Origin of the sequence: Nocardiopsis sp. MT53, assembly GCF_019598965.1 — a bacterium.
Classification (GTDB): domain Bacteria; phylum Actinomycetota; class Actinomycetes; order Streptosporangiales; family Streptosporangiaceae; genus Nocardiopsis; species Nocardiopsis changdeensis.
The window spans coordinates 3,351,664-3,375,091 of record NZ_CP080599.1 but is presented as its reverse complement, the minus strand read 5'-3'; the positions used below and the strand labels follow the sequence as shown (position 1 = coordinate 3,375,091).

General features: G+C 74.0%; 19 protein-coding genes. 11 read left to right on the top strand and 8 right to left on the bottom strand.

The features are described 5' to 3' along the window. Positions 1-65 precede the first annotated feature (65 nt). Entirely contained in the window at positions 66-1,325 is a 1,260-nt protein-coding gene (locus K1J57_RS15090; RefSeq protein WP_220565038.1) for a glycosyl hydrolase family 18 protein, read from the top strand. A gap of 153 nt (positions 1,326-1,478) precedes the next feature. After that, positions 1,479-3,833, top strand: coding sequence for a glycosyl hydrolase family 18 protein (locus K1J57_RS15085; protein ID WP_220565037.1), 2,355 nt, complete (start codon positions 1,479-1,481; stop codon positions 3,831-3,833). 126 nt (positions 3,834-3,959) lie between these two features. Here the strand turns inward: K1J57_RS15085 and K1J57_RS15080 are convergent, their stop codons facing one another. Beyond that, positions 3,960-6,575 carry a bifunctional FO biosynthesis protein CofGH gene (locus K1J57_RS15080; RefSeq protein ID WP_220565036.1) on the bottom strand — a complete coding sequence of 872 codons (2,616 nt, stop codon included), beginning with the start codon at positions 6,573-6,575 and terminating at the stop codon, positions 3,960-3,962. A 143-nt stretch (positions 6,576-6,718) separates the two neighbouring features. Here K1J57_RS15080 and K1J57_RS15075 point away from each other — a divergent pair, with 143 nt between their 5' ends. From K1J57_RS15075 to K1J57_RS15060, 4 genes are all read left to right on the top strand, one after another. Next, the gene (locus K1J57_RS15075; protein WP_255647075.1) at positions 6,719-7,681 is read left to right on the top strand and encodes a lysylphosphatidylglycerol synthase domain-containing protein; all 963 of its coding nucleotides are present in this window, start codon (positions 6,719-6,721) and stop codon (positions 7,679-7,681) included. Positions 7,682-7,750: 69 nt separating this feature from the next. Then, positions 7,751-8,356: an RNA polymerase sigma factor gene (locus tag K1J57_RS15070; RefSeq protein ID WP_220565034.1), complete on the top strand. Its 606-nt coding sequence runs from the start codon at positions 7,751-7,753 to the stop codon at positions 8,354-8,356. Then, positions 8,353-9,477 (top strand): CU044_5270 family protein, encoded by a 1,125-nt coding sequence (locus K1J57_RS15065; protein ID WP_220565033.1) that lies wholly within the window; start codon positions 8,353-8,355, stop codon positions 9,475-9,477. Before K1J57_RS15070 ends, K1J57_RS15065 begins: the two co-directional genes overlap by 4 nt. Before the next feature lie 185 nt (positions 9,478-9,662). Further along, positions 9,663-10,709, top strand: coding sequence for a hypothetical protein (locus K1J57_RS15060; RefSeq protein WP_220565032.1), 1,047 nt, complete (start codon positions 9,663-9,665; stop codon positions 10,707-10,709). 46 nt (positions 10,710-10,755) lie between these two features. Here K1J57_RS15060 and K1J57_RS15055 read toward each other — a convergent pair whose 3' ends face one another. Genes K1J57_RS15055 through K1J57_RS15045 form a run of 3 tightly spaced genes read right to left on the bottom strand, consistent with a single transcriptional unit; the run spans position 10,756 to position 14,894 of the window. Beyond that, positions 10,756-11,868, bottom strand: a complete 1,113-nt coding sequence (locus tag K1J57_RS15055) for a glycosyltransferase family 4 protein (RefSeq protein WP_220565031.1) — start codon at positions 11,866-11,868, stop codon at positions 10,756-10,758. Beyond that, entirely contained in the window at positions 11,865-12,809 is a 945-nt protein-coding gene (locus K1J57_RS15050; RefSeq protein WP_220565030.1) for a glycosyltransferase family 2 protein, read from the bottom strand. Before K1J57_RS15050 ends, K1J57_RS15055 begins: the two co-directional genes overlap by 4 nt. Before the next feature lie 45 nt (positions 12,810-12,854). Beyond that, complete coding sequence (locus tag K1J57_RS15045) at positions 12,855-14,894, bottom strand: hypothetical protein (protein WP_220565029.1); 2,040 nt, start codon at positions 14,892-14,894, stop codon at positions 12,855-12,857. Positions 14,895-14,994: 100 nt separating this feature from the next. Between K1J57_RS15045 and K1J57_RS15040 the strand changes: the two genes are divergently transcribed. Further along, positions 14,995-15,813: a TIGR03089 family protein gene (locus tag K1J57_RS15040; protein ID WP_220565028.1), complete on the top strand. Its 819-nt coding sequence runs from the start codon at positions 14,995-14,997 to the stop codon at positions 15,811-15,813. Positions 15,814-16,018: 205 nt separating this feature from the next. Here K1J57_RS15040 and K1J57_RS15035 read toward each other — a convergent pair whose 3' ends face one another. The 3 genes from K1J57_RS15035 to K1J57_RS15025 form a co-directional block, all read right to left on the bottom strand. After that, positions 16,019-16,204 carry a hypothetical protein gene (locus K1J57_RS15035; RefSeq protein WP_220565027.1) on the bottom strand — a complete coding sequence of 62 codons (186 nt, stop codon included), beginning with the start codon at positions 16,202-16,204 and terminating at the stop codon, positions 16,019-16,021. 195 nt (positions 16,205-16,399) lie between these two features. Further along, positions 16,400-17,614: an amidohydrolase gene (locus K1J57_RS15030; RefSeq protein ID WP_220565026.1), complete on the bottom strand. Its 1,215-nt coding sequence runs from the start codon at positions 17,612-17,614 to the stop codon at positions 16,400-16,402. 74 nt (positions 17,615-17,688) lie between these two features. Beyond that, positions 17,689-18,507: a helix-turn-helix transcriptional regulator gene (locus K1J57_RS15025; RefSeq protein ID WP_220565025.1), complete on the bottom strand. Its 819-nt coding sequence runs from the start codon at positions 18,505-18,507 to the stop codon at positions 17,689-17,691. A 187-nt stretch (positions 18,508-18,694) separates the two neighbouring features. Between K1J57_RS15025 and K1J57_RS15020 the strand changes: the two genes are divergently transcribed. Then, positions 18,695-19,078, top strand: coding sequence for a PLDc N-terminal domain-containing protein (locus K1J57_RS15020; RefSeq protein ID WP_220565024.1), 384 nt, complete (start codon positions 18,695-18,697; stop codon positions 19,076-19,078). An 84-nt stretch (positions 19,079-19,162) separates the two neighbouring features. After that, a complete protein-coding gene (locus K1J57_RS15015) occupies positions 19,163-19,792 on the top strand; it encodes a peptidylprolyl isomerase (protein WP_220565023.1) in 630 nt (209 codons plus the stop codon). 16 nt (positions 19,793-19,808) lie between these two features. Here K1J57_RS15015 and K1J57_RS15010 read toward each other — a convergent pair whose 3' ends face one another. Beyond that, positions 19,809-20,996 carry a cysteine desulfurase family protein gene (locus tag K1J57_RS15010; RefSeq protein WP_220565022.1) on the bottom strand — a complete coding sequence of 396 codons (1,188 nt, stop codon included), beginning with the start codon at positions 20,994-20,996 and terminating at the stop codon, positions 19,809-19,811. A gap of 51 nt (positions 20,997-21,047) precedes the next feature. Here K1J57_RS15010 and aroA point away from each other — a divergent pair, with 51 nt between their 5' ends. Further along, the gene (aroA, locus tag K1J57_RS15005; RefSeq protein WP_220565021.1) at positions 21,048-22,322 is read left to right on the top strand and encodes a 3-phosphoshikimate 1-carboxyvinyltransferase; all 1,275 of its coding nucleotides are present in this window, start codon (positions 21,048-21,050) and stop codon (positions 22,320-22,322) included. Beyond that, a complete protein-coding gene (rsgA, locus tag K1J57_RS15000; protein ID WP_220565020.1) occupies positions 22,319-23,335 on the top strand; it encodes a ribosome small subunit-dependent GTPase A in 1,017 nt (338 codons plus the stop codon). The genes aroA and rsgA overlap by 4 nt, the downstream gene beginning before the upstream one ends. Positions 23,336-23,428: the final 93 nt, after the last annotated feature.

The window sequence follows — 23,428 nt, the reverse complement described above, 5'->3', positions numbered from 1 at the left end:
AAGGTTTCTTAACAATTCAATCCCCCGACCTTCGTCACCCGCTCGACGGAAGGAACCCCCCGACCATGAACCGTCACCGAAGCCGTTCCCCCCGGGCGAAAGCCCTGGTGGCCGGGGCTTTCGCGCTCCTGACCGCCGCCTTCGCCATCGGCGCCGCCCAGCTCCCCGCAGGCCCCACCGAGGCCGAGACCGTGGCCGCAGAGGAGGCCGCCGTGCAGGCGAACGGGCAGTGGCTGACCGGCTACTGGCACAACTTCGACAACGGCTCCACCGTCATGCCGCTGTCGGAGATCCCCTCCGAGTACAACCTCGTCGCCGTCGCCTTCGCCGACAACCACCCGAGCCTCCCCGGCGGCATCACGTTCAACCTGGCCAGCGGCGAACTGGACGGGTACACCGACGCGCAGTTCCGCGCCGACATCGCGGCCATCCAGGCCCAGGGCCGCAAGGTGATCATCTCCGTCGGCGGCGAGCGCGGGAACGTGATCGTCTCCAACCCGACCCAGGCGCAGAACTTCGCCGACACCACGTACGCGCTGATGCAGGACTACGGGTTCGACGGCGTCGACATCGACCTCGAGCACGGCATCAACGCCCAGTACATGACGGACGCGCTGCGCGACCTGCACGGCCAGGCCGGGAACGACCTGATCATCACGATGGCGCCGCAGACGATCGACTTCCAGGCCCCCACCATGGGGTACTACCAGCTGGCGTCGAACATCTCCGACATCCTCACCATCGTCAACATGCAGTACTACAACTCCGGCACGATGATGGGCTGCGACCAGAAGGTCTACTCCCAGGGCACGCCCGACTTCGTCGCCGCCCTGGCCTGCATCCAGCTGGAGATGGGCCTGGCCCCGAGCCAGGTCGGCCTGGGGCTGCCGGCCACGCCCCGCGCCGCCGGCGGCGGGCACATGGCCCCGAGCCAGGTCGTCCGCGCCCTCGACTGCCTGGAGGCCGGGACCAACTGCGGCAGCTTCTCCCCCGCCACCCCGTACGGCCCCATCGGCGGCGTGATGACCTGGTCCATCAACTGGGACGCCACCAACGGCTACGCGTTCGCGAACACCATCTCCGACCGCCTGGCACAGGGCCCCGGGACCGGGCCCACCAACCCGCCGACGGACCCGCCCACCGACCCGCCGACGAACCCGCCCGGCGACTGCACCGCCCCCGCCTGGGCCTCCGGCACCGTCTACAACGGCGGCAACGTGGTCTCCCACAACGGCTCCGAATGGCGAGCCCAGTGGTGGACGCAGGGCGAGGAGCCCGGCACCACCGGCGAATGGGGCGTCTGGCGCCTCGTCGGCGCCTGCTGACCCGCCCCTGATCGGGCCGCCCGGCGCAGAACGCCGGGCGGCCCGCATGCCCCTTCCCCTCCCCCGCTCCCCCCGGCCACCGGCCGGCGGGGTCCTCTGCCGTGCCCTCGGACGGGTCCGGCGCATCCCCCGAGATCCCGAGGAAGGTCCCCCATGCCCGAAACCCGACCCCGCGGCGGCCCCGCCCGCCGGTTCGGCTCCGCCCTGGCGGCGCTGACCCTGGCGGCGGGAGCGCTGTTCACCCCCGCGGTCGCCCAGGCCGCAACGGTCGCGCCCACCGCCCCGGCCGCTCCGGCCGAGGTGTCCGCCTCCTCCGACGCCGAGTGCCGCCCCGACGGGCTGTACCCCACCCCCGGCGTGGACGTCCCCTACTGCGACGTCTACGACACCGACGGCCGCGAGAAGCTCCCCAACGACCTGGACCGCCGGGTCATCGGGTACTTCACCAGCTGGCGCAACGGCGCCAACGGGCAGCCCGAGTACCTCGCCGACGACATCCCCTGGGACCGGATCTCCCACATCAACTACGCCTTCGCGCACGTGGGCCCGGACAACCGGGTCTCCGTGGGCGCCGACACCCCCGACAACCCGGCCACCGGGATGACCTGGGAGGGGCTGGAGCCCGACCCGGAGTTCGACTACCAGGGGCACTTCAACCTGCTCAACAGCTTCAAGAAGGAGCACCCCGGGGTGAAGACCCTGGTGGCGGTCGGCGGCTGGGCCGAGACCGGCGGGTACTTCGACGCGGACGGCGAGCGGGTGGCCAGCGGCGGGTTCTACTCGATGACCACGACTCCCACCGGGGTCAACCACGAGGGCATCGAGACGTTCGCGGACTCGGCCGTGGAGTTCGTGCGCGAGTACGGGTTCGACGGGCTGGACATCGACTACGAGTACGCCACCTCCAACAACGGCGCGGGCAGCCCGGACGACTTCTGGATCTCCGACGCCCGGCGCGGCCTCCTGTGGGAGGGCTATGAGGAGCTGATGCGCGTCCTGCGCGAGAAGCTCGACGAGGCGTCCGCCCAGGACGGCACGTACTACCAGCTGACCGCAGCGGTGCCCGCCTCCGGTTGGCTGCTGCGCGGCCAGGAGGTGCACCAGGTCGTGCAGTACCTCGACTTCGTCAACATGATGACCTACGACCTGCACGGCACCTGGAACCACTTCGTCGGCCACAACGGCGCGCTGTACGACAGCGGCCTGGACCCCGAGCTGAGCGCGGTGTACGGGGCCTACAACGGCATCGGCTACCTCAACGCCGACTGGGCCCACCACTACTTCCGGGGCGCGATGCAGGCGGGCCGGATCAACCTGGGGGTGCCGTTCTACACACGCGGCTGGACGGACGTGCAGGGCGGCACGAACGGGCTGTGGGGGACCTCGGCGCTGCCGGACCAGACGCAGTGCCCGCCCGGCACCGGCGTCAACACCCCCTGCGGCAACGGGGCCGGCGGCATCGACAACCTGTGGCACGACAGCGACCCGGTGACCGGCGGGGAGATCCCGGCGGGCGCGAACCCGATCTGGCACGTCCTCAACCTGGAGGACGGCGTGGTCGGGGACTACGTGGACGACTACGGGGTGGACGGCACCCTCGAGGGCACCTACGTGCGGCACTGGGACGACGTCACGAAGAACGAGTGGTGGTGGAACGCGCAGACCCGCACGTTCCTGACCGGTGACGCCGAACAGACCATCCGGACCAAGGCCGACTACGTGGCCGACACCGGCCTGGGCGGCGTCATGATCTGGGAGATGGCGGGCGACTACTCCTACAACACCGCCGCGGGCCAGTACGAGATGGGCGACACCCTCATCACGTCGCTGCACGAGACCCTGAGCAACGCCGGGCCGTACGGCGCGCTCAAGGCCGAGACCGAGGCCCCGGCCGAGGTCCTGGACGTGGACGTGGACTTCGGGGAATTCGCGCTGGGCGACAACAACTACCCCATCAACCCCAAGGTCACCATCACCAACAACTCGGCGGCCGAGATCCCCGGCGGGTCCAAGATCACCTTCGACTACGGCACCTCCGCCCCGGGCAACATGGGCGACCAGTCCGGCCTGGGGCTCACCCACCTCCAGATCGGGCACGACCGGGCGAACAACGTCGGCGGCCTGGACGGGGACTTCCACCGGGCGCAGATCACCGTGCCGGGCTGGCAGTCGATCCCGGCGGGCGGGACGTTCTCGTTCGACCTCAGCTGGCGGCTGCCCATCGCGCAGCCCTCCAACTGGCGGATCGAGGTGGGCGGCACCGAGTACGCCATCACCTACGACCACCCGCGCAAGGGCACCGTGGTGGAGGGCCCCGGCGGCGGGGACCCCGGCGGCGGCGAGCCGGGCGACTGCACCGCCCCCGCCTGGGCCTCCGGCACCGTCTACAACGGCGGCGACGTGGTCTCCCACAACGGCTCCGAATGGCGCGCCCAGTGGTGGACCCAGGGCGACGAGCCGGGCACCACCGGCGAATGGGGCGTCTGGCGCCTCGTCGGCGCCTGCTGACCCCGGGCCGCGCGCGGGGGCCCGTCCCCCCACCCGCTCCGCGCGGCCCCGCATGAGAAGGGGCGGGAGCGCCGTTCCCCCGGCGCTCCCGCCCCTCCCTGCTTCTCCGGGGGCGCGTGCGGGTTCTCAGACGAGGGGGAGGGAGCGGCGGAGGATGCTCGGGGCGACGCCGTCGCTGGCCTCGGCGACGGCGCGGCGCTCCTCGGGGACCTCGCCGTAGAGGGTGGTGCGCTGGCGCAGCGGGCGGCCGGTGGGCCCGACCAGCGCGCGGATGTCGGTGATGGTCTTGTACGAGCCCTGGTCCGAGCCCGCCATCCGGCTGATCGTCTCCTCCATCAGGGTGCCGCCCACGTCGTTGACCCCGCCGCGCAGCAGCAGGCGGCAGGTGTCCTCGGCGAGCTTCACCCACGAGCACTGGATGTTGTCGATCGCCCCGTGCAGCAGCAGGCGGGCCAGCGCGTGCACCGCCCGGTTCTCCCGGACGGTGGGGCCGGTGCGGGCCAGGCCGGCCAGGTAGATGGGCGCGCTGGTGTGCACGAACGGCAGCGGCACGAACTCGGTGAACCCCGGCCGCCCGTTGCGCTCCAGGGAGCGCTCCTGGAGCGAGCGCAGCAGCTTGATGTGCGCCACCCAGTGGCGGGGCGAGTCCACGTGCCCGTACATCATCGTCGACGTGGTGGGGATGCCCAGGTCGTGCGCGGTGGTGATGACCTCGATCCACTCGCTCGCCGGGAGCTTGCCCTTGGTGAGGACCCAGCGGATCTCGTCGTCGAGGATCTCCGCCGCGGTGCCCGGGATCGACCCGAGCCCCGCGTCGCGGGCCCGGGTGAGCCACTCGCGGACGGGCAGGTTCGTGCGCGCCGCGCCGTTGACCACCTCCATCGGGCTGAACGCGTGGACGTGCATGCCCGGGACGCGCTCGCGGACGGCGGCGGCGATGTCGAAGTAGGCGGTGCCCGGCAGGTCGGGGTGGATGCCGCCCTGCATGCACACCTCGGTGGCGCCCGCGTTCCACGCCTCCTCGGCCCGGTCGGCCACCTGGTCCAGGGACAGGGTGTAGGCGTCGGCGTCGGTGCGGCGCTGCGCGAACGCGCAGAACCGGCAGCCGGTGTAGCAGACGTTGGTGAAGTTGATGTTCCGGGTGACCACGAACGTGACGTCGTCGCCGACCGCGTCGCGGCGCAGCCCGTCGGCCAGCTCCGCCAGGGCCTCCAGCTCGGGCCCGTCGGTGTGCAGCAGGGCCAGGGCGTGGGCGTCGGAGAGCCCGGCGGGGTCCTTCTCCGCGGCGCGCAGGGCGTCGGCGACCTCCGGGTCGAACCGGCGGGGCACCGCGCCCTCGCGGTCGACGCCCTCGCGCAGGGACTCCCAGTCGCCGTACACCGAGTCGAAGTCGCCGCGCCGGTCGCCGGTGCGGCCCTCGGTGTCCACCGCGGTGTGCAGGTCGGTGCGCCCGGTGTCGGCCAGCACGGCCTCGGGCTCCTGCCAGGGGCGGCCCACCACGGGGGCGTCCTCGCGGGCCAGGCCGGTCTCGGGGTCCGCCAGGGCCTCGACGTGCGCCCGCAGCCGCGGGTCGAGCCACGGCTCGCCGGCCAGGACGTACTCCGGGTACGCGGTGAGCCGTTCCCTGAGCTCGAACCCCTGGGCGGCGGTGCGGGCGGCCAGGTCGTCGATCTGCGGCCAGGGCCGCTCCGGGTTCACGTGGTCGGCGGTGAGCGGGGAGACGCCACCCCAGTCGTCGATGCCCGCGCGGAGCATGAGGGCGTACTCGTCGCGGCCGCCGTCCTGCCCGCCGATGAGGTTGGGCGGGGCCTGGATGTGCGCCCTGGGCCCCATGACCAGGCGGGTGACGGCGATGGTGGCGGCCATCTCGTCGATCTCGGCGTCGGCCCGGTGCATCATCGCGGTGTCCGGCTTGGCGCGGAAGTTCTGGACGATGACCTCCTGGATCCCGCCGTGGCGGCGGGCGACGGAGCGCATCGCGAAGATGGACTCGGCCCGGTCGGCGAACGTCTCCCCGATGCCCAGCAGGATCCCGGTCGTGAAGGGGACGCTGGTGCGGCCCGCGTCCTCCAGGGCGCGCAGGCGCACGGCCGGGTCCTTGTCGGGGCTGCCGTAGTGGGGCTGCCCCTTCTCCTCGAACAGCCGCCGGGAGGTGGTCTCCAGCATCATGCCCATGGACGGGGCGACGGGCTTGAGGCGCTGGAAGTCGGCCCAGGTGAGCACGCCCGGGTTGAGGTGGGGCAGCAGCCCGGTCTCCTCCAGGATCATGATGGAGACGGCGCGCACGTAGGACAGGGTGTCGTCGTAGCCGTGGGCGTCGAGCCACTCGGCGGCCTGCCTCCACCGGTCCTCGGGGCGGTCCCCCAGGGTGATGAGGGCCTCCTTGCAGCCCATCGCGGCGCCCCGGCGGGCGATGTCGAGGACCTCGTCGGGGGACATGAACGGCGATTCCAGGCGGCCGGGCACGGTCGCGAAGGTGCAGTAGTGGCAGCGGTCCCGGCACAGGCGGGTGAGGGGGACGAACACCTTGCGGCTGTAGGTCACCACACCGGGCCGGCCGGCCGCCTCCAGGCCCGCGTCGCGCACCCGGGAGGCGTATCCCAGGAGGGTCTCCAGGTCCTCGCCGCGCGCGTGCAGCAGGACCTCCGCCTCGGCGGCGTCCAGGGTCTTGCCGTCGCGGGCGCGGGCCAGGGCGCGGCGCACGGCGGACGGCGTGGGGGCGGGTTCGTTCGCACCGGTCATAAGCCGCACCCTACGCCCCGGCGGTTCCGTCCCGGTGAACCGCACCGGCCCTCGACGGGGCCGCGCGGCCGGAGGGCGCCGTGGTCCGGCGGGCACCGCCCGGGGCGTAGGGTCGGCGCAGGACGGAGATGAGGAGGGACCGCGTGCTCGCTCGACTGCGCCGCGACCCCTGGGTGCGATCGGCGCTGGTGGTCCTGCTGTGCGCGTGCGCCGCGTGGGCGCTGCACGGGCACTGGGAGCAGGCGCGCGACGCCGCGCTGTCCCTTCCGCTGTGGACGCTGCCGCTGGCGGTGCTGGCCGGGATGGCCGGGCTGACCGCGCAGATGATGGCCTGGCGCGCGCTGCTGGCCGGGCTGGGCTCGCCGCTGCCGGTGCCGGTGGCGGCGCGGGTGATGTTCGTGGGCCAGCTGGGCAAGTACCTGCCGGGCTCGGTGTGGGCGTTCGTGGCCCAGGTGGAGCTGGCCCGCGACCGCGAGGTGCCCCGGGTCCGGGGCACGGCGGCGACCCTGCTCGCGGTGGGGGTGACGGTGGCCGCGGGGCTCGCGGTGGCCGCGGTGGCGCTGCCGCTGTCCTCGGCGGAGGCCGCCCGGACGTGGTGGTGGGCGCTGGCCCTGGCCCCGCTGCTGCTGGCCGGGCTGCACCCGCGCGTGGTGCGGTGGGGGGTGCGCCTGGCGGCGCGCCCGTTCGCCCGGTTCCGGGAGGTCGCCGAGGCCGGCCCGCTGGACATCGGCGGCCGGGCGATGGCGGCGACGCTGGGGTGGACCCTGGCGGCGTGGGTACCGCTGGGCCTGCACCTGTGGGTGCTCGTGTGGGCGGTGGGCGGCGACCCCCGGGGGGCGCTGGCCCCGGCCGTGGGGGCGTACGCGCTGGCGTGGACGCTGGGCCTGCTGGTGGTGTTCGCCCCGGCCGGGCTGGGCGTGCGCGAGGCGGTGCTGGTGGTGGCCCTGGCCCCGGTCGTGGACGCCGGGGCGGCGCTGGTCGCGGCGGTGCTGTCACGGCTGGTCATGACGGCCGCCGACGTCGCGTGGGCGGGGCTGTCGGTGCCGCTGTCCCGGCTCGGGGACCGCTCGGCGGACGCGGACGGGCCGCGGTCCGGACCGGCGTGAACCCCCTCGGGGGGATCGGGCTAACACGGGTAGAAGCACGTTCCCGACGTCCCCACGGATTGGACCCCCATGTCCCCCACCGCCTCCAGGGCGTTCCCGCCCGAAGAAGCGGAGAGCGACGCGTCGGTCGTCCGCCGGTCACTGCACGAGCCCACCGACTTCGGTGAGATCTTCCGCCGGCACGCGCCCGCACTGCACCGCTACGCGGCCCGGAGGCTCGGCTCCGCCGAAGCCGACGACGTGGTCGCCGAGACCTTCCACATCGCCTTCCGCAAGCGGCACCGCTACGACCCGGCGTACCCCGACGCGCGCCCGTGGCTGTGGCGGATCGCCGCCAACCTCATCCGCAGGCACCACCGCACCGAGACCCGCCACTACCGCGCCCTGGCGCGGACCGGCGTCGACCCGGTCATGGAGGGGCACGCCGACCGGGTCGGCGAGCGTGTGGACGCCGCCTCGGTGTCGGCCTCCCTGGCCGGCTCCCTGGCGGGGCTGTCCAAGGGCGACCGCGACGTCCTGCTGCTCATCGCCTGGGGCGAGCTGACCTACGAGGAGACCGCCTCGGTGCTGGGCATCCCCGTGGGCACCGTGCGCTCCCGGCTGCACCGCGCGCGCAGGCGCCTGCGCGCCGACCTGCCCGCATCCGCCGTCGACCACCAGGAGGTGACCCGGTGAACGAGCTCGACCACCTGAGGGACCTGAGGTCCCGCGTCCCCGAGCGCTCCCCCGAGGAGCTGGCGCTCCTCACCGGATGGCGGCCGGGCGGGAGGGACTTCCGGCCGGTGCGCCGACCACGCCTGCTGCCACTGGCGCTGAGCGGGGCCGCGGTCGTCGCGGCGGCCGCCCTGTTCCTGGCGCTGGTGGTGTTCCCCGGACCGCTCACGGTCGGCGTGGGGCCGGCCACCGAGCCCTCCGGGGAGGCGACGGAGGCGGACGCCCCCGCCTGGGACGCGATGGCCCCGATCATCGAGGCGGTCCGGAACCAGCCCGTCGACGGCGACGTCTGGTACCAGCGGCTCACCTGGGGAGAGGCCCGGGGCCTGGGCCCCGAGGGGGACAGATACGGCGTCCACCACATCCGTTCCAACGAGGCGTGGAGCTGGTCGGGCGAATCGTCCGAAGTGGAGTACGTTCCGGCGGACGCAGAGGCGAGCCTGAGCGCCCGCCGCCACGGCCCGGCCGCCTGGGCCCTCGTGGACGAGAGGCACCGGGCCGCGTGGGAGCGTGACGGCTCCCCTGAGTCCTGGTCCCACGAGGAGACCGGCGACGGACCGATCCCCGACGCCTCGGACATCGAAGGCGAACTCCTCGGCCCCAGCGGCGCCGGCTGGTACCTGGCGGGCGAGATGCGGGAGCACCGGGACCTCCAGGAACTGCCCTCCTCCCCGGAGGCGCTGCGGGAGATGATCCTCGCGTACGACGACCCGGACGCGCCCTCGGGCGAGGAGGACCGGCTCTTCTCGGAGATCGACCACAACCTGGCCACCCCCCTTCCCCCCGAGACGATGGCCGGCATGTACACCGTCCTGGCCGGGCTCTCCGGTCTGCGGCCGCTCGGTGAGGTGACGGACGTGGCCGGTCGGGTCACCGTGGGCGTGGCCTACACCCCCGCCGACCCCGGGGGTTTCGGCACCGTCGAGCACCGTCTCCACTTCGACCCCGTCACCGGTCTGCTGGTCTCACGCGAACAGGTGGTGATCGAGCCCTCCACCTCCGTGACCGACTGGTGCGAGCCCGGAGACCTGGTCGACTACATCACCTACGAGACCGCCTGGATCGCCGAGCCGCCGCTGTAGCGGTCCCGCGCCCCGCCGCAGACCGCCCGGAGGCCCTCGGGGAAGGACGCGGCGGGGCGTCCACGGCCTGCCCGGGATGCGCACGAGGGACCGCGCGCACCCCGGAAGGTGAACCGCACGCCCGGGGCGGGCGTCCCGACAGGGGCGTTCCGCCCCTGAGAATCCGCCCCCGAAACAGGAGCCCCATGCGCACCGTCCGTTCCCTGCTCCCGGCCACCGCGGCCGTGGTCCTCACCCTGACCGCCTGTACCCAGGGCGCCGCGGCGCCCGCCGCCGAGACGTCCGCGGAGCCCGCGGAGGAGGTGCCCACCGCCCTGGAGGTGATGGCCCCGGTCATCGAGGAGGCCCGGAACACGCCCGTCAGGGGCGACGTCTGGAACCTGCGCACCGACTCGGCGGAGGCGTGGGGGGTGGGCCCGGAGGACGACAGGTACGGGGTGTACGACATCTACCACGCCGAGACCTGGAGCTGGGTGGACGAGTACGACCTCGGGACCGGCCGGAGCGAGGGAGGCGAGGAGTGGGGGCTGCACGCCCGGCGGACCGATGCGACGACGTGGAAGCTGCTGAACGAGGACGCCTGGGCCGCGTGGGAGCGTGACGGCTCCCCCGTCCGGTGGGAGCCCGGACCCGAGGGGGAGCGTCCCGACATCCCCACGCAGGAGGAGGGTTTCGGAGAGCTGTCCGGCCCCCATCCCGGGGGCTGGGACTTCGGACTCGGCACCGTGGACCACCAGGGTCTCCAGGAGGCCTCCCCCGACCCCGAGGACCTCGAGGAGATGCTGTTCCCCGCCTCGGAGCCCATGCCGGACGACCCGGCGGAGCAGGGTCCTGACGGCATCCGGCACCCGTCGACCACGGGAAGCGGATACGGGAGCGAGGAGGCGCGGCGGTTCTCCTACGTCAGCCGGTCGCTGCACCTCCCCTTCCCGCCCGAGGTCAGAGCCGGCATGTACACCCTCCTGGCCGGGCTGCCCGGCGTCCGGCCGCTCGAGGCGGTGCGGGACGTGTCCGGCCGATCGGCCGTGGGTGTGGCCTACACCCTCGACCCGACCGACATCGGCACCGTCGAGCACCGGGTCCTCTTCGACCCCGCCACCGGCCGGCTGCTCTCCCAGGAACACGTGGTGGTCGAGCCCGCCGCGTCGGCGGCCGACTGGTGCGAGCCCGGAGACGTGGTGAAGTACACGCTCTACGAGTTCTCCATGTGGATCGACGGCCCGCCTCTGTAGGCCGCCGCCCGCCGGGACCCGCGGTGGACGGCGCGGGTCCCGGCGCTCAGGCGGACAGGAGGCGCTCGACGTAGTCGGCCCACCAGGGCGCGGGGTCGACCGGGCGGACGCCGGCGCGCAGGCGCTCGGGGGTGCCCGGGGTGTAGAACTCCTCGAGCGCCCGGGCCAGGTCGTCGGCGTCGCCCGGGGCGCACAGCAGCCCGTCCACGCCCTCGCGGACGTGGTCGGCCAGCGCCCCGGCGCGGGTGGCGATCACCGGCAGGCCGTGCTCGTGGGCCAGCCACACGTTCTGGCTGGCAGTGGCGGTCCGGTAGGGCAGCACCACCGCGTCGGCGCCGGCGTACAGGCCCGGCAGCTCCTCGGCGGGCACGTACCCGTCCCGCAGCCGCACCCGGTCCCCGAGCCCCAGTTCCGCGGTGAGCGCCTCCAGTTCGGCGGTGCCGCCCCAGAACTCCCCTGCGACGGTCAGCGAGACGTCGCCGGGCGCCCCCGCGGCCAGGGCGCGCAACAGCACGTCCACGCCCTTGTAGGGGCGGACGATGCCCAGGAACAGCAGGTGGCGGCGCTCCCCCGGCTCCGGGGGAACGACCGCGCCGGTGTCGGGCAGGTGCGGGGGCAGCACGGCCGTGACCGGGGCGCCGGCCCCGGCGCCGCGCATGCCCTGCGCCAGCAGGGCCTGGTCGGCGGAGTGCGCGAGCACCCCGTCCACCCTCCGCAGCAGCGACCGGACCAGCGACACGTCCACGGCCCGCCGCTCGTGCGGCAGCACGTTGTGGCACAGGGCCACCACCCGCGTGCGGTCGCCCCGCACCGACCGCACCCCGGCCAGGACGCCGAGGTAGGCGGGCACCTGCACGGGCGAGAACAGGGTGAGGACCACCAGGTCGGCCTCCCGGGCCAGCCGCCGCCCGGCCCGCCACCACCCGTCGGGCCGGTACCAGGCCAGCTCGCGCCTGGTGTCGGGGTAGGGCTCCCCCTCGGGCTCGTCGACGGTCTGCGTCCCCGGGTAGAGGGCCGCGGGGTACTGGGCCCGCCACGACTCGACCATGGTGGGGTGCCCGGCGGCCCGCAGCCGGTGCGCCAGCTCGGTGGTGTGCCGGGCGCCGCCGCCCTTGTAGGGGTGGACCGGGCCGACCAGAGCCACCCGCGCGGGGCTCACGCCCCGTCCCGGGAGCGCACGATCAGGTCGGCCAGCAGGGCGATCGCGGCGATGATCAGCCCCGTCATGAGGATCATGACGGTGTTGTTGGGGATGTACAGCGGGTTGCGCACCTGGTCGAACACGAACTTGGCGGCGCCCACGCCCAGCAGGGCGAGCGCGGGCGGCATCAGCACCTTGAGCGGGTTGAAGTACATGACCATGCGCAGCACCTGGAGGATGTACCGGTACGCGTCGGTGACGAAGTGGAACTTCGACTTCCCGGCCCGCTTGGCGTACTCGATCGGCACGTACCGCACCGGGTGCTGGTTGGACAGGAACGCCAGGGTGATGGTGGTGACGCAGGAGAACCCGGGCGGCAGCAGCCGCAGGTAGGGGCGGGCCACGTCCCGGCGGAACACGCGCAGCCCGGAGTTGAGGTCGGGGATGCGCGTGTTGGTGAGCTTCTCCGCGATCTTGCGGATGATCCACTTGGCGGGCACCCGCAGTGCCTTGTGGCTGCCCATCTCCTGGGTGCGGGCGCCCACGACCTGGTCGATCTCGGGGTCCTCGTCGAGCATGGCGACCAGCTCGGGGATGCGCTCGTTGGGGTAGCTCATGTCCGCGTCGGTCCACACGACGTACTCGCCGCGGGCGCGCTGGCTGCCGATGCGGCGGACCGTGCCGGAGCCGCCGTTGTGCCCGAACGCGATGATCCGCATGCTCGGGAACACGGGGGCGACCTCGCGCAGCCGCTCCAGGGTCGAGTCGGTGGAGGCGTCGTCGACGGCCAGCAGCTCGTACCCGTACCCGGACGCGTCCATGGCCGAGCAGATCCGCTTGACCTCGTCGACGACGTGGTCCTCCTCGTTGTAGCAGGGCAGGACGATGGTGACCCGCACCGGCGGGTCCTCGGACCCGGCTTCGGGGCGGGGGCTGGCGTCGTCGTGTGTCTGGCTCATGCGTTCTTCTCAGAGGGTGCGGGCGGGCTCTGCCCGGGGCGCGGGTCAGGGTCGGGGGACGACCGTGATCCACACGCTCCCGACGAAGCTCCAATGGCCGGTGGGCGGTTCCATGAGGGTACTCGGGTCCATCTGCGCCACCACGTGGAAGGGCCGCTCCGGCTCCGCCTCGGGGACGAGGTCGGCCAGCTGCGCCCAGTCCTCGGAGGCGAGCACGGGGGTGCGGTCGCGCTCCAGGATCGCGGCGATGACACGGTCGGTGTTCTCCGGCGAGGCGTCGTCGAGCGCGGCGGTGGGCACCCCGCAGACGTTGCGCAGCAGCGGCATGTAGTTGCCCGCCATCCCGGGGTCGACCACGACCACCGAGGCGTCGTCGGGCAGGGCCGCGCACAATCGCTCGGTGGCCGCCACCGTCCCCACGTCCTGCCGGTACCCCATGATGCCGGCGAAGGAGGTGACGGCGGTGGGGGCGACCATCGCCACGGCCGCGCCGGCGGCGACCACCACCGGCAGCATGCGCAGGGCCGAGCCCTGCTTCTCCGCCTGCACGGCGACGGCGCAGTAGCGGGTGAGCCAGGCCAGGAACCAGACCGCGAACAGCACGAACGCGGGGATGACCAGGACGATGAGGCGGCGGCTGGCCCAGGGGTGGTCGGGGGTGATGGCGGGGCGCATCAGGGTGGTGGCCACCGACCACACCAGCAGCATGGCGGGCAGCAGCCACTGGGGGTCGCGCCACTGCGTGAGGCGGCGCAGGACCATGGCCACGCCCAGGGACGCGAACAGGACGGTGCCCAGGCCCACGTACCAGCCCACCCAGTACAGGCTCATGTCGTAGTAGGTGCGGCTGCCCTCGATCGGCAGCCCCTCCTGGGACTGGACGTAGGCGACCCAGCCGTCGGTGAAGTCGCTGCCGTGGCCGTAGTCGGGCCACAGCAGCGGACGGACGGCGAAGCCGGCCATGGTGACCAGGGCCAGGGCGGCGACGGCGGCGGGCAGCCACCGCACCCGGTCGGTGCGCGGCAGGCCGTGCCGCCACAGGACCGCGGTGCCCGCGGCCGCGGCCAGGACCACCGCGCCGCTGATCATCAGCAGCGGGTCCAGGGAGTCCGACAGGTACTCCAGGTAGGGCAGGGACAGCCCGTACCCCGCGTAGAAGCCCAGACCGGTGCCGAGCGCCAGGCCGCCGAGCAGCGGGAGGGCCTGGCCGCGCCGGGCGAGCAGGAGCAGAGCGACGAACCCGATGACGGGCAGCAGGTCGCGGATGGCGTCGATGCGCACGACCAGGGCCAGGCCGAGCACCAGTCCGGCGACGGCGGCCAGGGTCTGGGTCCGCGACCACCTGTCGGTGAGGTGGGTGCGCCTGACCAGGGAGTCGTAGGCCAGGACCAGCCCGCCGAGGAGGAGGATCTGGGTGACGGGCTCGCTGTAGGTGAACCGGCTGACCCACTGCTGGGGCAGGCACAGGGCCAGGACCAGGGCCGCCAGGGGCGCCCAGCGGGCGCCGACCAGGCGGGCGGCGAGTCCGGCGAAGGTCAGGACGCCCAGGGCGCCCAGGACCGGCGTGGCGACGAGCATGCCGTCGAGCCCGCCCAGCCAGTACCCGATGGCGGTGACCAGGGGGGCGCCCGCCATGAACTGGGGCCAGATGACGTCGCCGCGCTCGTAGTGCGCCAGGCTCTGGTAGCTCAGCGCGGGGTCGTCCCCGGCGATGAGCTCGCGCTGCTGCGGGATCGGCAGGTGGCCGTTCTCGGCGATCCACACCGTGTACATGGCGTAGGAGGCCGGGTCGCGGCGGATGACCAGGGCCTCGGCGTGGTAGGCGATCTGCACGATCGCGAACGCGGCGGCGACCACCAGGACCAGGACGACGGGCCACCAGGGCACGTCCTCCTCCGGGTCGGGGATGAGCCGCGGCACCAGGGCGCCGGCCGCGATCACGGCGGGCACCCCGAGGATCAGGGCGATCCAGGGAGTGAACAGACCGAGTGCCAGGAGGGGGAAGGCCACCAGGAGCCAGGCGGACACGGCGATCGCGGGCAGCGCGGTGACACGGGCGAGGAATCGTCCGGGGAGCAAGCGCATGGGGTAACTCTGACACTTCCCGTCACCCCCTCGCACACCGTGCGGCGCTTTGTTACGGACCCGCCGCCTCCCGCTCCCGGCGGGTTCTAGAGTGGTGGCCATGTCCGAAACTCCCGCGCAGCTGTGGCGCGACCTGGTCGCCGCCGACCCCTCCCGCCCGTTCGTCACCTCCTACGACGCCTCGGGCGGCCGGGTGGAACTGTCCCGGGCCACCTTCGACAACTGGGTGTCCAAGACCGCGAACATGCTCGTGGACGGCTTCGGCACCCAGCCGGGCGACCGGGTGGTGGCGGCCCTGCCCGTGCACTGGCAGGCGCTGGTGTGGCTGACGGCGTGCTGGTCGGTGGGCGCGGTCGCCGAGGCGGCCGCGGGGCCCGGCCTGCCCGCGGACGCCCAGGTGGCGGTGGCCGACGAGGCCCGTCTGGAGGCGGCCCTGGACAGCGGGGCCGAGGAGGTCGTGGGCACCTCGCTGCACCCGCTGGGCCTGCCGCTGCGGGAGGTCCCGCCGATGGTGCTGGACTACTCGGTGGAGGTGCGCGGGTACGGCGACCGCTTCTCCCCCTACCCGGTGGACCCGCTGGCCCCGGCCCTGCGCCTGTCGGAGACCCGCACGGGCGCGGCCCTGGTCGCCCACGGCCGCGACGGCGCGCGGCGCTGGGAGCTGACCGGGGACGACCGGGTGGCGCTGCTCCTGGACCCCGCGGCCCCGCTGGAGGTGCTGGGCCGGAGCGCGGAGCTGCTGCTGGCGCCGATGGCGGCGGGGGCGCCGATCATCCTGGCGCCGTTCCCCGGCCCCGGCGCCGACCCCCGGGACACCTGGAAGCGGCTGGAGGCGGAGCGCGCCACCGTGTTCGCGACCGCGGACGACACGGACCCGCCCGGCGGGTCCCCCCTGCGGCGGATCTCCACGGCCGGCTGAGCCCGCGGGGCGGGTCCCGCCGGCGGGACCCGCCGACTGCTCGCGCCCGCCCCGCCCCGGACGGAACACGGGGCGGCGAAGAGGCCTCCGACCGCCCTCACCGCCGACGCCCGGCCCGGACGGACACGGGGGTGGTGCGCCGCACCCCGCGCGGCGCACCACCCCCTTCTCCCCGGCCCGACCCGGGGGGTCGGATCGGGCGGGTCTAGACGGCGAGGTCGTAGTCGTCCGAAGGCCCGCCCCGGCCGCGGGGCCGCCCGAACCGGCGCCGGTCACCGTCCCGGAGGCGCTCCTCGCGGATGCGCCGCAGCTCGCGTTCGCGGGCGGCCTCCCGCTCCCGCTCCAGGCGGTGGAACTCGGCGGCCTCTGCCGCGGGGTCGTGGTGGTTCATGGCGTCCTCCCGGAGGTCCCGTCCCGGGCTCCGTCGTCCCGGATGACCTCAGACTCCCGCTAAGGACCCTGCCCGCACATCGGCATATCGGCGTATATCGCAGGCCACGGCCGCCTCATATCCCGCTCACCGCGGCCTGAGGGGCCCTGAGGGGGGCCGGGCCCGGGCCGGCCGGAGCGGCCCGGGCCCACCGCATCAGGACTCGCGGTAGTAGGCGTCCACGGCCGTGCCGCGGCGGGCACCGTAGTCGTAGGTGTACACCTCGCGGCCCTCGATGAACACGCGCTCGGCGCGGCTGCGCAGGTCCAGCGGGTCGCCCGACCAGAGCACGACGTCGCCGTCCAGCCCCGGCTTCAGGGAGCCGATCCGGTCGTCCAGGCCCATGATCTGGGCCGGGTTCACGGTCAGGGCGCGGATGGCCGAGTCCGGGTCCATGCCCTCCTTGACGCACAGGGCGGCCTGGAGGACCAGGAACTCGATGGGCACGACCGGGTGGTCGGTGGTGAGGGCCACCTTCACCCCGGCGCGGTCCAGGATGCCCGGGTTGGCCAGGGTCTTGTTGTTGACCTCGACCTTGGAGCGGCTGGTCATCAGCGGGCCGGTGATCACGGGGATGTTCCGGGCGGCCAGCTCGTCGGCCAGCAGGTGGCCCTCGGTGCAGTGGTTGACGATGAGCCGGTAGCCGAACTCGTCCGACAGGCGGATGGCGGTGTGGATGTCGTCGGCCCGGTGGGTGTGCTGGCACCAGGGCAGCTCCCGGTCCAGGACCCGGACCAGCACCTCCAGCGTGTTGTCCCGGTCGAAGGGCTTGCCCTCGGCCTCGGCGTGCTCCTTCTTGGCCTTGTAGTCCTGGGCCTTGGTGAAGGCGTCGCGGATGACCGCGGCCACGCCCTGGCGGGTGGAGGGCAGCTTGTCCTTGTTGCCGTAGACCCGCTTGGGGTTCTCGCCGAGCGCGCTCTTGACGCTGGCGGGGTGCTTGATGAGCCGGTCCTCCATGCTGCGGCCCCAGGACTTGACCGCCACGGTCTGGCCGCCGATGGGGTTGCCCGACCCGGGCTTGACCACCGAGCTGGTGACGCCTCCGGACAGGGCGTCGACGAAGCCGCGGTCGGCGGGGTTGATGGCGTCCAGGGCGCGCATCCGCGCCCCGTTGGGGTCGGTCATCTCGTTGGTGTCGTCACCGGCCCAGCCGATGCCCTCCTCGTCGATGCCGATGTGGCCGTGGGCCTCGACGAAGCCGGGGAGCACCCACTTGCCGGAGGCGTCGACGACGGTGGCGCCCTCGGGGACGGCCACCTCGGAGTCGGGGCCGACGGCGGTGATCCTGCCGTCGGAGATGAGGACCGTGCCGCCGTCGATGGGGTCCCCGTCGACGGGCACGACGTATCCGGATGTGATCGCGATATCCATGGCGGGCAACCTAGCCCATCATGGGACCCCGCCCCAAGACCTTTCGTGGGAGCGCTTCCCCGGCCCGCCCGCGCTCAGCCCTCGGGCCAGCGCGCGCTGAGGATCTCCGATTCGGGGGTCAGCTCCACCGTGACCTCCTCGATCGCGTCGCGGACCATGGAGCACCGCAGGACCTGCTCGGCGTCGGTGATGAGCTCCCCGCCCTGGGCGGCGAACGCGTACACGATGGGCGACCGGTCGCCGTACTCCATGAGCCGGAAGGGCCCGCCCAGCTCGGGGTGGCGGGGCGACTTCTCCGGGATCATCCCCAGCCGCACGATCCCGGCCGCCACCAGGTCGGCGAGGAAGCCCCGCTGGGCGTTGAGCACCTCGGCGCCGCCCTGGGGCCGCCGGAGCACGGTCTCGTTGAGGACCACCCGCAGCGACGGCCCGTCGGGGCCGGTCATCGCGGCCCGCAGGGACATCTCCTCCTCGACCATGGCCTCGACCTCGTCGTCGGACAGGTCGAAGTAGCTGGGCCGCAGCACCGCCCAGGAGTACTCCCGGGTGCGCAGGAACGGCGGGATGACCACCGGCTGGGTCTCCCACACCTCGGGGGCGTGCACGGTGAGTTCGCGCAGGTCCCCGAACTCGTTGGGGAACGCCTCCGCCTGGAGCGCGACCGCCCAGGCGTCGACCAGCTGGTGCTCGGTGCCCAGCGCGTTGTCCACCCGCTCGACCAGGGAGCGGGCCGGCCTGCAACGGGCGCTCTCCACCTCGCCGAGCTTGTCGTCGCTCACCCCGACCGTGGCGGCGAGTTCGGCGCGGGAGAGCCCCTTGTCCGAGCGGGCGCGCAGGATCCGCGCGCCGAAGGGGAGCCATACCGCCGAGGGCAACACCGTGTTCACGCCCATCATCCTCCTCCGTCGCCCGTGGGGCCGGACCTGGATCGACGCCGGGCGGCCCCGTGGTCCGACCCTCTCCCGGAGCGGGGTGCCCGGTCAAGCGACCGATGAGTGCGGCGATCCGTGATAAGTCAGTACAAGGTCTGACAATGCCACCCGGCGCTCCGGGTGTTCCCCCGATCAACAGGAAGAACCCGTGGCCTACCTCTACCTGCTGTTCTTCGTCGTGGCGCTGGCCGTGTGGGTGTACGCGCTGTTCGACGCCGTCGGCTCGGACGCCGACGCGGTACGCCTGCTGCCCAAGCCCGCCTGGGTGGTGGTCGTCCTGCTGCTGCCCAAGCTGGGCGCGCTGGCGTGGTTCGCCCTGGGCCGGCCGCGGCGGGCCCGGGCCGCCGGCCCCGTGCGCCCGCCCTCCCCCTTCCCCGAATACGACCATCCCAACCGGGCCCGGGCCGCGACGCCGCAGGAGGACGAGGAGTTCCTGCGCCGCTGCCGCGAACGCGCCGAGGAGCAGCGCCGCCGCGCCCGTGAGCAGGCCGAACGCCCGGACCAGGACGGCCCGGAGGAGACGCGGGACTGACGGGTCCCGCGTGGCGGGACGGGCCGCCGGGGTCGGTACCCTTCAGTGGCGTCCACCGTCCCCACCGACCCCGAAGAGTGTTCCATGCGCCTGACCACCCTGTCCGCCGGCCTGCTGGCCGGAGCACTGCTCGCCACGACCGCCGCCTGCGGCAACGACGAAGAAGCGCCGGCCTCGACCGAGGTCCCGGACGTGGACGTCAGCGACGTGGAGGGCGCGACCCTGCACACGAACCACGGGGACATCACCGTGGACCTGCTGCCCGAGGTCGCGCCGGTCACGGTCGCCAACTTCGTCGGCCTGGCCGAGGGCGCGGGGGTGGCCAACCCGGTGACCGGCGAGGCCGAGTTCTACGACGGCACGCTCTTCCACCGGGTCATCCCCGACTTCATGATCCAGGGCGGCGACCCCCAGGGCACGGGCACCGGCGGACCGGGCTACCAGTTCCAGGACGAGTTCAGCGACGAGGAGACCTTCGACGAGCCGGGCGTGCTGGCGATGGCCAACTCCGGCCCGGGCACCAACGGCTCGCAGTTCTTCATCACCGTGGCGCCGACCCCGCACCTGCAGAACAAGCACACGATCTTCGGGCACGTCGCCGACGACGCCTCGATGGACGTGGCCGTGGAGATCTCCCAGATCGCCACCGAGGGCCAGGACCGCCCGGTCGAGGACGTGGTGATCGAGTCCGTCACCGTCCACCGAGCGGGCTGAGCCCTCCGCGGACGGCCTAAGCCCGCCTCGCGTTCCCGCGGCGCTTGGCCAGGGCCGCCCGCGAACGCTCCACCGCGGGCCCGATCGCCTCGACCAGCGCGTCCACGTCGGCCTCGGTGGAGGTCCGCCCCAGCGACAGGCGCAGGCTGCTGGAGGCCGTGTCGGGGTCGGCCCCCATCGCCAGCAGCACGTGGCTGGGCTGGGCCACCCCCGCGGAGCAGGCCGACCCGGTGGAGCAGGAGACGCCCCTGGCGTCCAGCAGCATGAGCAGGGCGTCGCCCTCGCAGCCGGGGAAGGACAGGTGCGCGATGCCCGGCAGCCGCCGGTCCGGGTCCCCGTTGACGACGACGTCGGGGACCACCCCGCGCACCCGCTCCTCCAGGGTGTCGCGCAGCGCGGACAGGTGGGCGGCGTGCTTCTCGCGCTCGGCGACCGCGAGGTGCACCGCGGTGGCCAGCCCGCGCACCAGCGGCGTGGCCAGGGTGCCCGAGCGGACGTCGCGCTCTTGGCCGCCCCCGTGCAGCACCGGGACCGGGCTCAGCCCGCGCGCCAGCAGCAGCGCCCCGGTGCCCACCGGGCCGCCGAGCTTGTGCCCGCTGACCGTCAGGGCGCTCACCCCGGAGGCGGCGAAGTCCACCGGCTCCACGCCCACGGCCTGCACCGCGTCGGTGTGGAAGGGGATCCCGTACTCCGCGGCGACGGCGGCCAGCTCGGCCACCGGCTGCACCGTGCCGACCTCGTTGTTGGCCCACATCACCGACACCACGGCCACGGACTCCGGGTCGCGCTCGATCGCCTCGCGCAGGACCCGCGGCTCCACCCGGCCCCGGGGGTCCACCGGCAGCGTCTCGTGGACCGCGCCCTGGTGCTCGGCCGTCCAGTGCGCGGGGTCCAGGGCGGCGTGGTGCTCGACGGCGCTGGTGATGACCCGGCGGCGGCGCGGGTCCTCGGCGCGGCGGGACCAGTACAGGCCCTTGATGGCGATGTTGTCCGACTCGGTTCCGCCCGCGGTGAAGACCACCTCGTGGGGTGTGCACCCCAGGGCTTCGGCGACGCGCTCGCGCGACTCCTCGACGGCGCGGCGGGCGGCGCGCCCGTGCCCGTGCAGGGAGGAGGGGTTGCCGAGGGAGCCGAGCCCGGCCGCGACCTCGGCGATCACCTCGGGGCGGACCTCGGTCGTGGCTGCGTGATCCAGATACACCATGGCGTTACCAAGAATAAGCGTCCGGGGAGGGCTCCCGATAACCTTGGGGGCATGCCTGAGCCCACAGCAGCACCGCACTGGCCCGCTCCCGTCGCCGAGGGCCCCGTCCGCGCCCGCCTCTCCCTGCCCGGCTCCAAGTCGGTCACCAACCGGGCGCTGATCCTGGCCGCCCTGTCGCAGACGCCGTGCCTGGTGCGCCGTCCCCTGGTCAGCCGGGACAGCGAGCTGATGGTGGGCGCGCTGCGCGCCCTGGGCACGACCGTGGAGGAGCGCGGCGAGGACCTGTTCGTCACCCCGGGCCCGCTGCGCGGCCCCGCCTCGGTCGACGTGGGCAACGCCGGAACGGTGATGCGGTTCGTGCCGCCGGTGGCCGCGCTGGCCGCCGGGGACGTGGACTTCGACGGCGACCCGCGGGCCCGGGAGCGGCCGGTGGGCGAGCTGCTGGCGGCGCTGCGCGCCCTGGGCGCCGACATCGACGACTCCGCCGGCGCCCTGCCGATGACCGTGCGCGGCACCGGCCGGGTGCGCGGCGGCGACGTCGTCCTGGACGCCTCGGGCTCCTCCCAGTTCGTGTCCGCGCTGCTGCTGGCCGGCGCCCGGTTCGAGCAGGGCGTGCGGGTGCGCCACGAGGGCGCCCCCGTGCCCTCCCGGCCGCACCTGGACATGACCGTGGAGATGCTGCGCGCCGCCGGGGTGACGGTGCTGGTGGGCGACGACGTCTGGACGGTCGAGCCGGGGCCGGTCAAGGTAACCGAGATCACCGTGGAGCCGGACCTGTCCAACGCCGCCCCCTTCCTGGCGGCCGCGCTGGTCACCGGCGGCGAGGTCACCGTCGAGGGCTGGCCCGAGCACACCACCCAGCCCGGCGACCACCTGCGGTCGCTGTTCACCCGGATGGGCGGCGAGGTGTCCCGGGACGGCGGGGCGCTGACCCTGCGCGGCACCGGGCGGATCCTGGGCCTGGAGGCCGACCTGCGCGAGGTGGGCGAGCTCACCCCCACCATCGCCGCGGTGGCCGCCCTGGCCTCGACCCCCTCGCGCCTCACCGGCATCGCGCACCTGCGCCGCCACGAGACCGACCGCATCGCCGCCCTGGCCGCCGAGATCAACCGCCTGGGCGGGAACGCCGAGGAGCTGCCCGACGGGCTGGTCATCGAGCCCCGGCCGCTGCACGGCGGGGTCTTCCACTCCTACGACGATCACCGGATGGCCACCTCCGGCGCCGTCATCGGGCTCGCGGTGCCCGGGGTGGAGGTGGAGAACATCGCCACCACGCGCAAGACCCTGCCGGACTTCCCCGGCCTGTGGGCGGAGGCGCTGGCATGAGCCGCACCCGGGGCGGGGGGCGCCACCTCGACGAGGACGACATCCGGGTCCGCGCCCGGGGCGGGTCGCGGCCCCGCACCCGCAACCGGCCCAAGCACGAGAACGCGGTGGAGGGCCTGGTCACCGCGGTGGACCGGGGCCGGTACCGGTGCCTGGTCGAGGGCACCCGGGTGGTGGCGATGAAGGCCCGCGAGCTGGGCCGCGGGTCGATCGTGGTGGGCGACCGGGTGGACGTGGTCGGCGACCTGTCCGGGCTCCCGGACACCCTGGCGCGGATCGTCCGGGTCAGGGACCGCAGCTCGGTGCTGCGCCGCACCGCCGACGACACCGACCCGGTGGAGCGGATCATCGTGGCCAACGCCGACCAGCTGGCGATCGTGTGCGCCCTGGCCGACCCGGCCCCGCAGCCGCGGTTCGTGGACCGCTGCCTGGTGGCCGCCTACGACGCGGGGCTGTCCCCGCTGCTGTGCCTGACCAAGGCCGACCTCGCCGACCCCGGCGGGCTGCTGCGGATGTACGAGCCGCTGGGCGTGCCCTACGAGGTGCTCAGCCCCGAGGGCGACCTCACCGGCCTCGAAGGGCGGCTGGCGGGGCGCACCACCGTGCTGGTGGGGTCCTCGGGCGTGGGCAAGTCCACCCTGTTCAACCGGCTCATCCCCGGCACCGACCGGGCGGTGGGCCACGTCAACGCGGTCACCGGCCGGGGGCGCCACACCTCGACGTCCGCGGTGGCGCTGCCGTTCGAGGGCGGCTGGCTGATCGACACCCCGGGGGTGCGCAGCTTCGGCCTGGCGCACATCGCCCCGGAGGACATCGTGGAGGGCTTCCCGGACCTGGCCGACCTCGCCCTGGACTGCCCGGCGGGCTGCTCCCACCAGGACGGTGCCGAGGGCTGCGCCATCGCCGGGGCCCTGGCGCGCGGCGAGGCCGACCCGGCCCGGGTGGCGTCCCTGCGCAGGCTGCTCGCCGGACGCGAGGGCGACGCCGAGCCCGACGAGGAACGCGAACCCTAGGCCGGGTTCCTTCGAACCTCCGCTGCGCTGCGGCCCGCCGCCGAGCGGCGGAAGGTCCTCAACGGACGGCCTGCGGCCACAGGACTTTCGAGG

Coding starts and splice junctions, on each gene's coding strand:
- K1J57_RS15090 (WP_220565038.1), top strand. CDS start 66: ATGAACCGTCACCGAAGCCGTTCCCCCCGGGCGAAAGCCCTGGTGGCC.
- K1J57_RS15085 (WP_220565037.1), top strand. CDS start 1,479: ATGCCCGAAACCCGACCCCGCGGCGGCCCCGCCCGCCGGTTCGGCTCC.
- K1J57_RS15080 (WP_220565036.1), bottom strand. CDS start 6,575: ATGACCGGTGCGAACGAACCCGCCCCCACGCCGTCCGCCGTGCGCCGC.
- K1J57_RS15070 (WP_220565034.1), top strand. CDS start 7,751: ATGTCCCCCACCGCCTCCAGGGCGTTCCCGCCCGAAGAAGCGGAGAGC.
- K1J57_RS15060 (WP_220565032.1), top strand. CDS start 9,663: ATGCGCACCGTCCGTTCCCTGCTCCCGGCCACCGCGGCCGTGGTCCTC.
- K1J57_RS15050 (WP_220565030.1), bottom strand. CDS start 12,809: ATGAGCCAGACACACGACGACGCCAGCCCCCGCCCCGAAGCCGGGTCC.
- K1J57_RS15045 (WP_220565029.1), bottom strand. CDS start 14,894: ATGCGCTTGCTCCCCGGACGATTCCTCGCCCGTGTCACCGCGCTGCCC.
- K1J57_RS15040 (WP_220565028.1), top strand. CDS start 14,995: ATGTCCGAAACTCCCGCGCAGCTGTGGCGCGACCTGGTCGCCGCCGAC.
- K1J57_RS15035 (WP_220565027.1), bottom strand. CDS start 16,204: ATGAACCACCACGACCCCGCGGCAGAGGCCGCCGAGTTCCACCGCCTG.
- K1J57_RS15030 (WP_220565026.1), bottom strand. CDS start 17,614: ATGGATATCGCGATCACATCCGGATACGTCGTGCCCGTCGACGGGGAC.
- K1J57_RS15025 (WP_220565025.1), bottom strand. CDS start 18,507: ATGGGCGTGAACACGGTGTTGCCCTCGGCGGTATGGCTCCCCTTCGGC.
- K1J57_RS15015 (WP_220565023.1), top strand. CDS start 19,163: ATGCGCCTGACCACCCTGTCCGCCGGCCTGCTGGCCGGAGCACTGCTC.
- K1J57_RS15010 (WP_220565022.1), bottom strand. CDS start 20,996: ATGGTGTATCTGGATCACGCAGCCACGACCGAGGTCCGCCCCGAGGTG.
- aroA (WP_220565021.1), top strand. CDS start 21,048: ATGCCTGAGCCCACAGCAGCACCGCACTGGCCCGCTCCCGTCGCCGAG.
- rsgA (WP_220565020.1), top strand. CDS start 22,319: ATGAGCCGCACCCGGGGCGGGGGGCGCCACCTCGACGAGGACGACATC.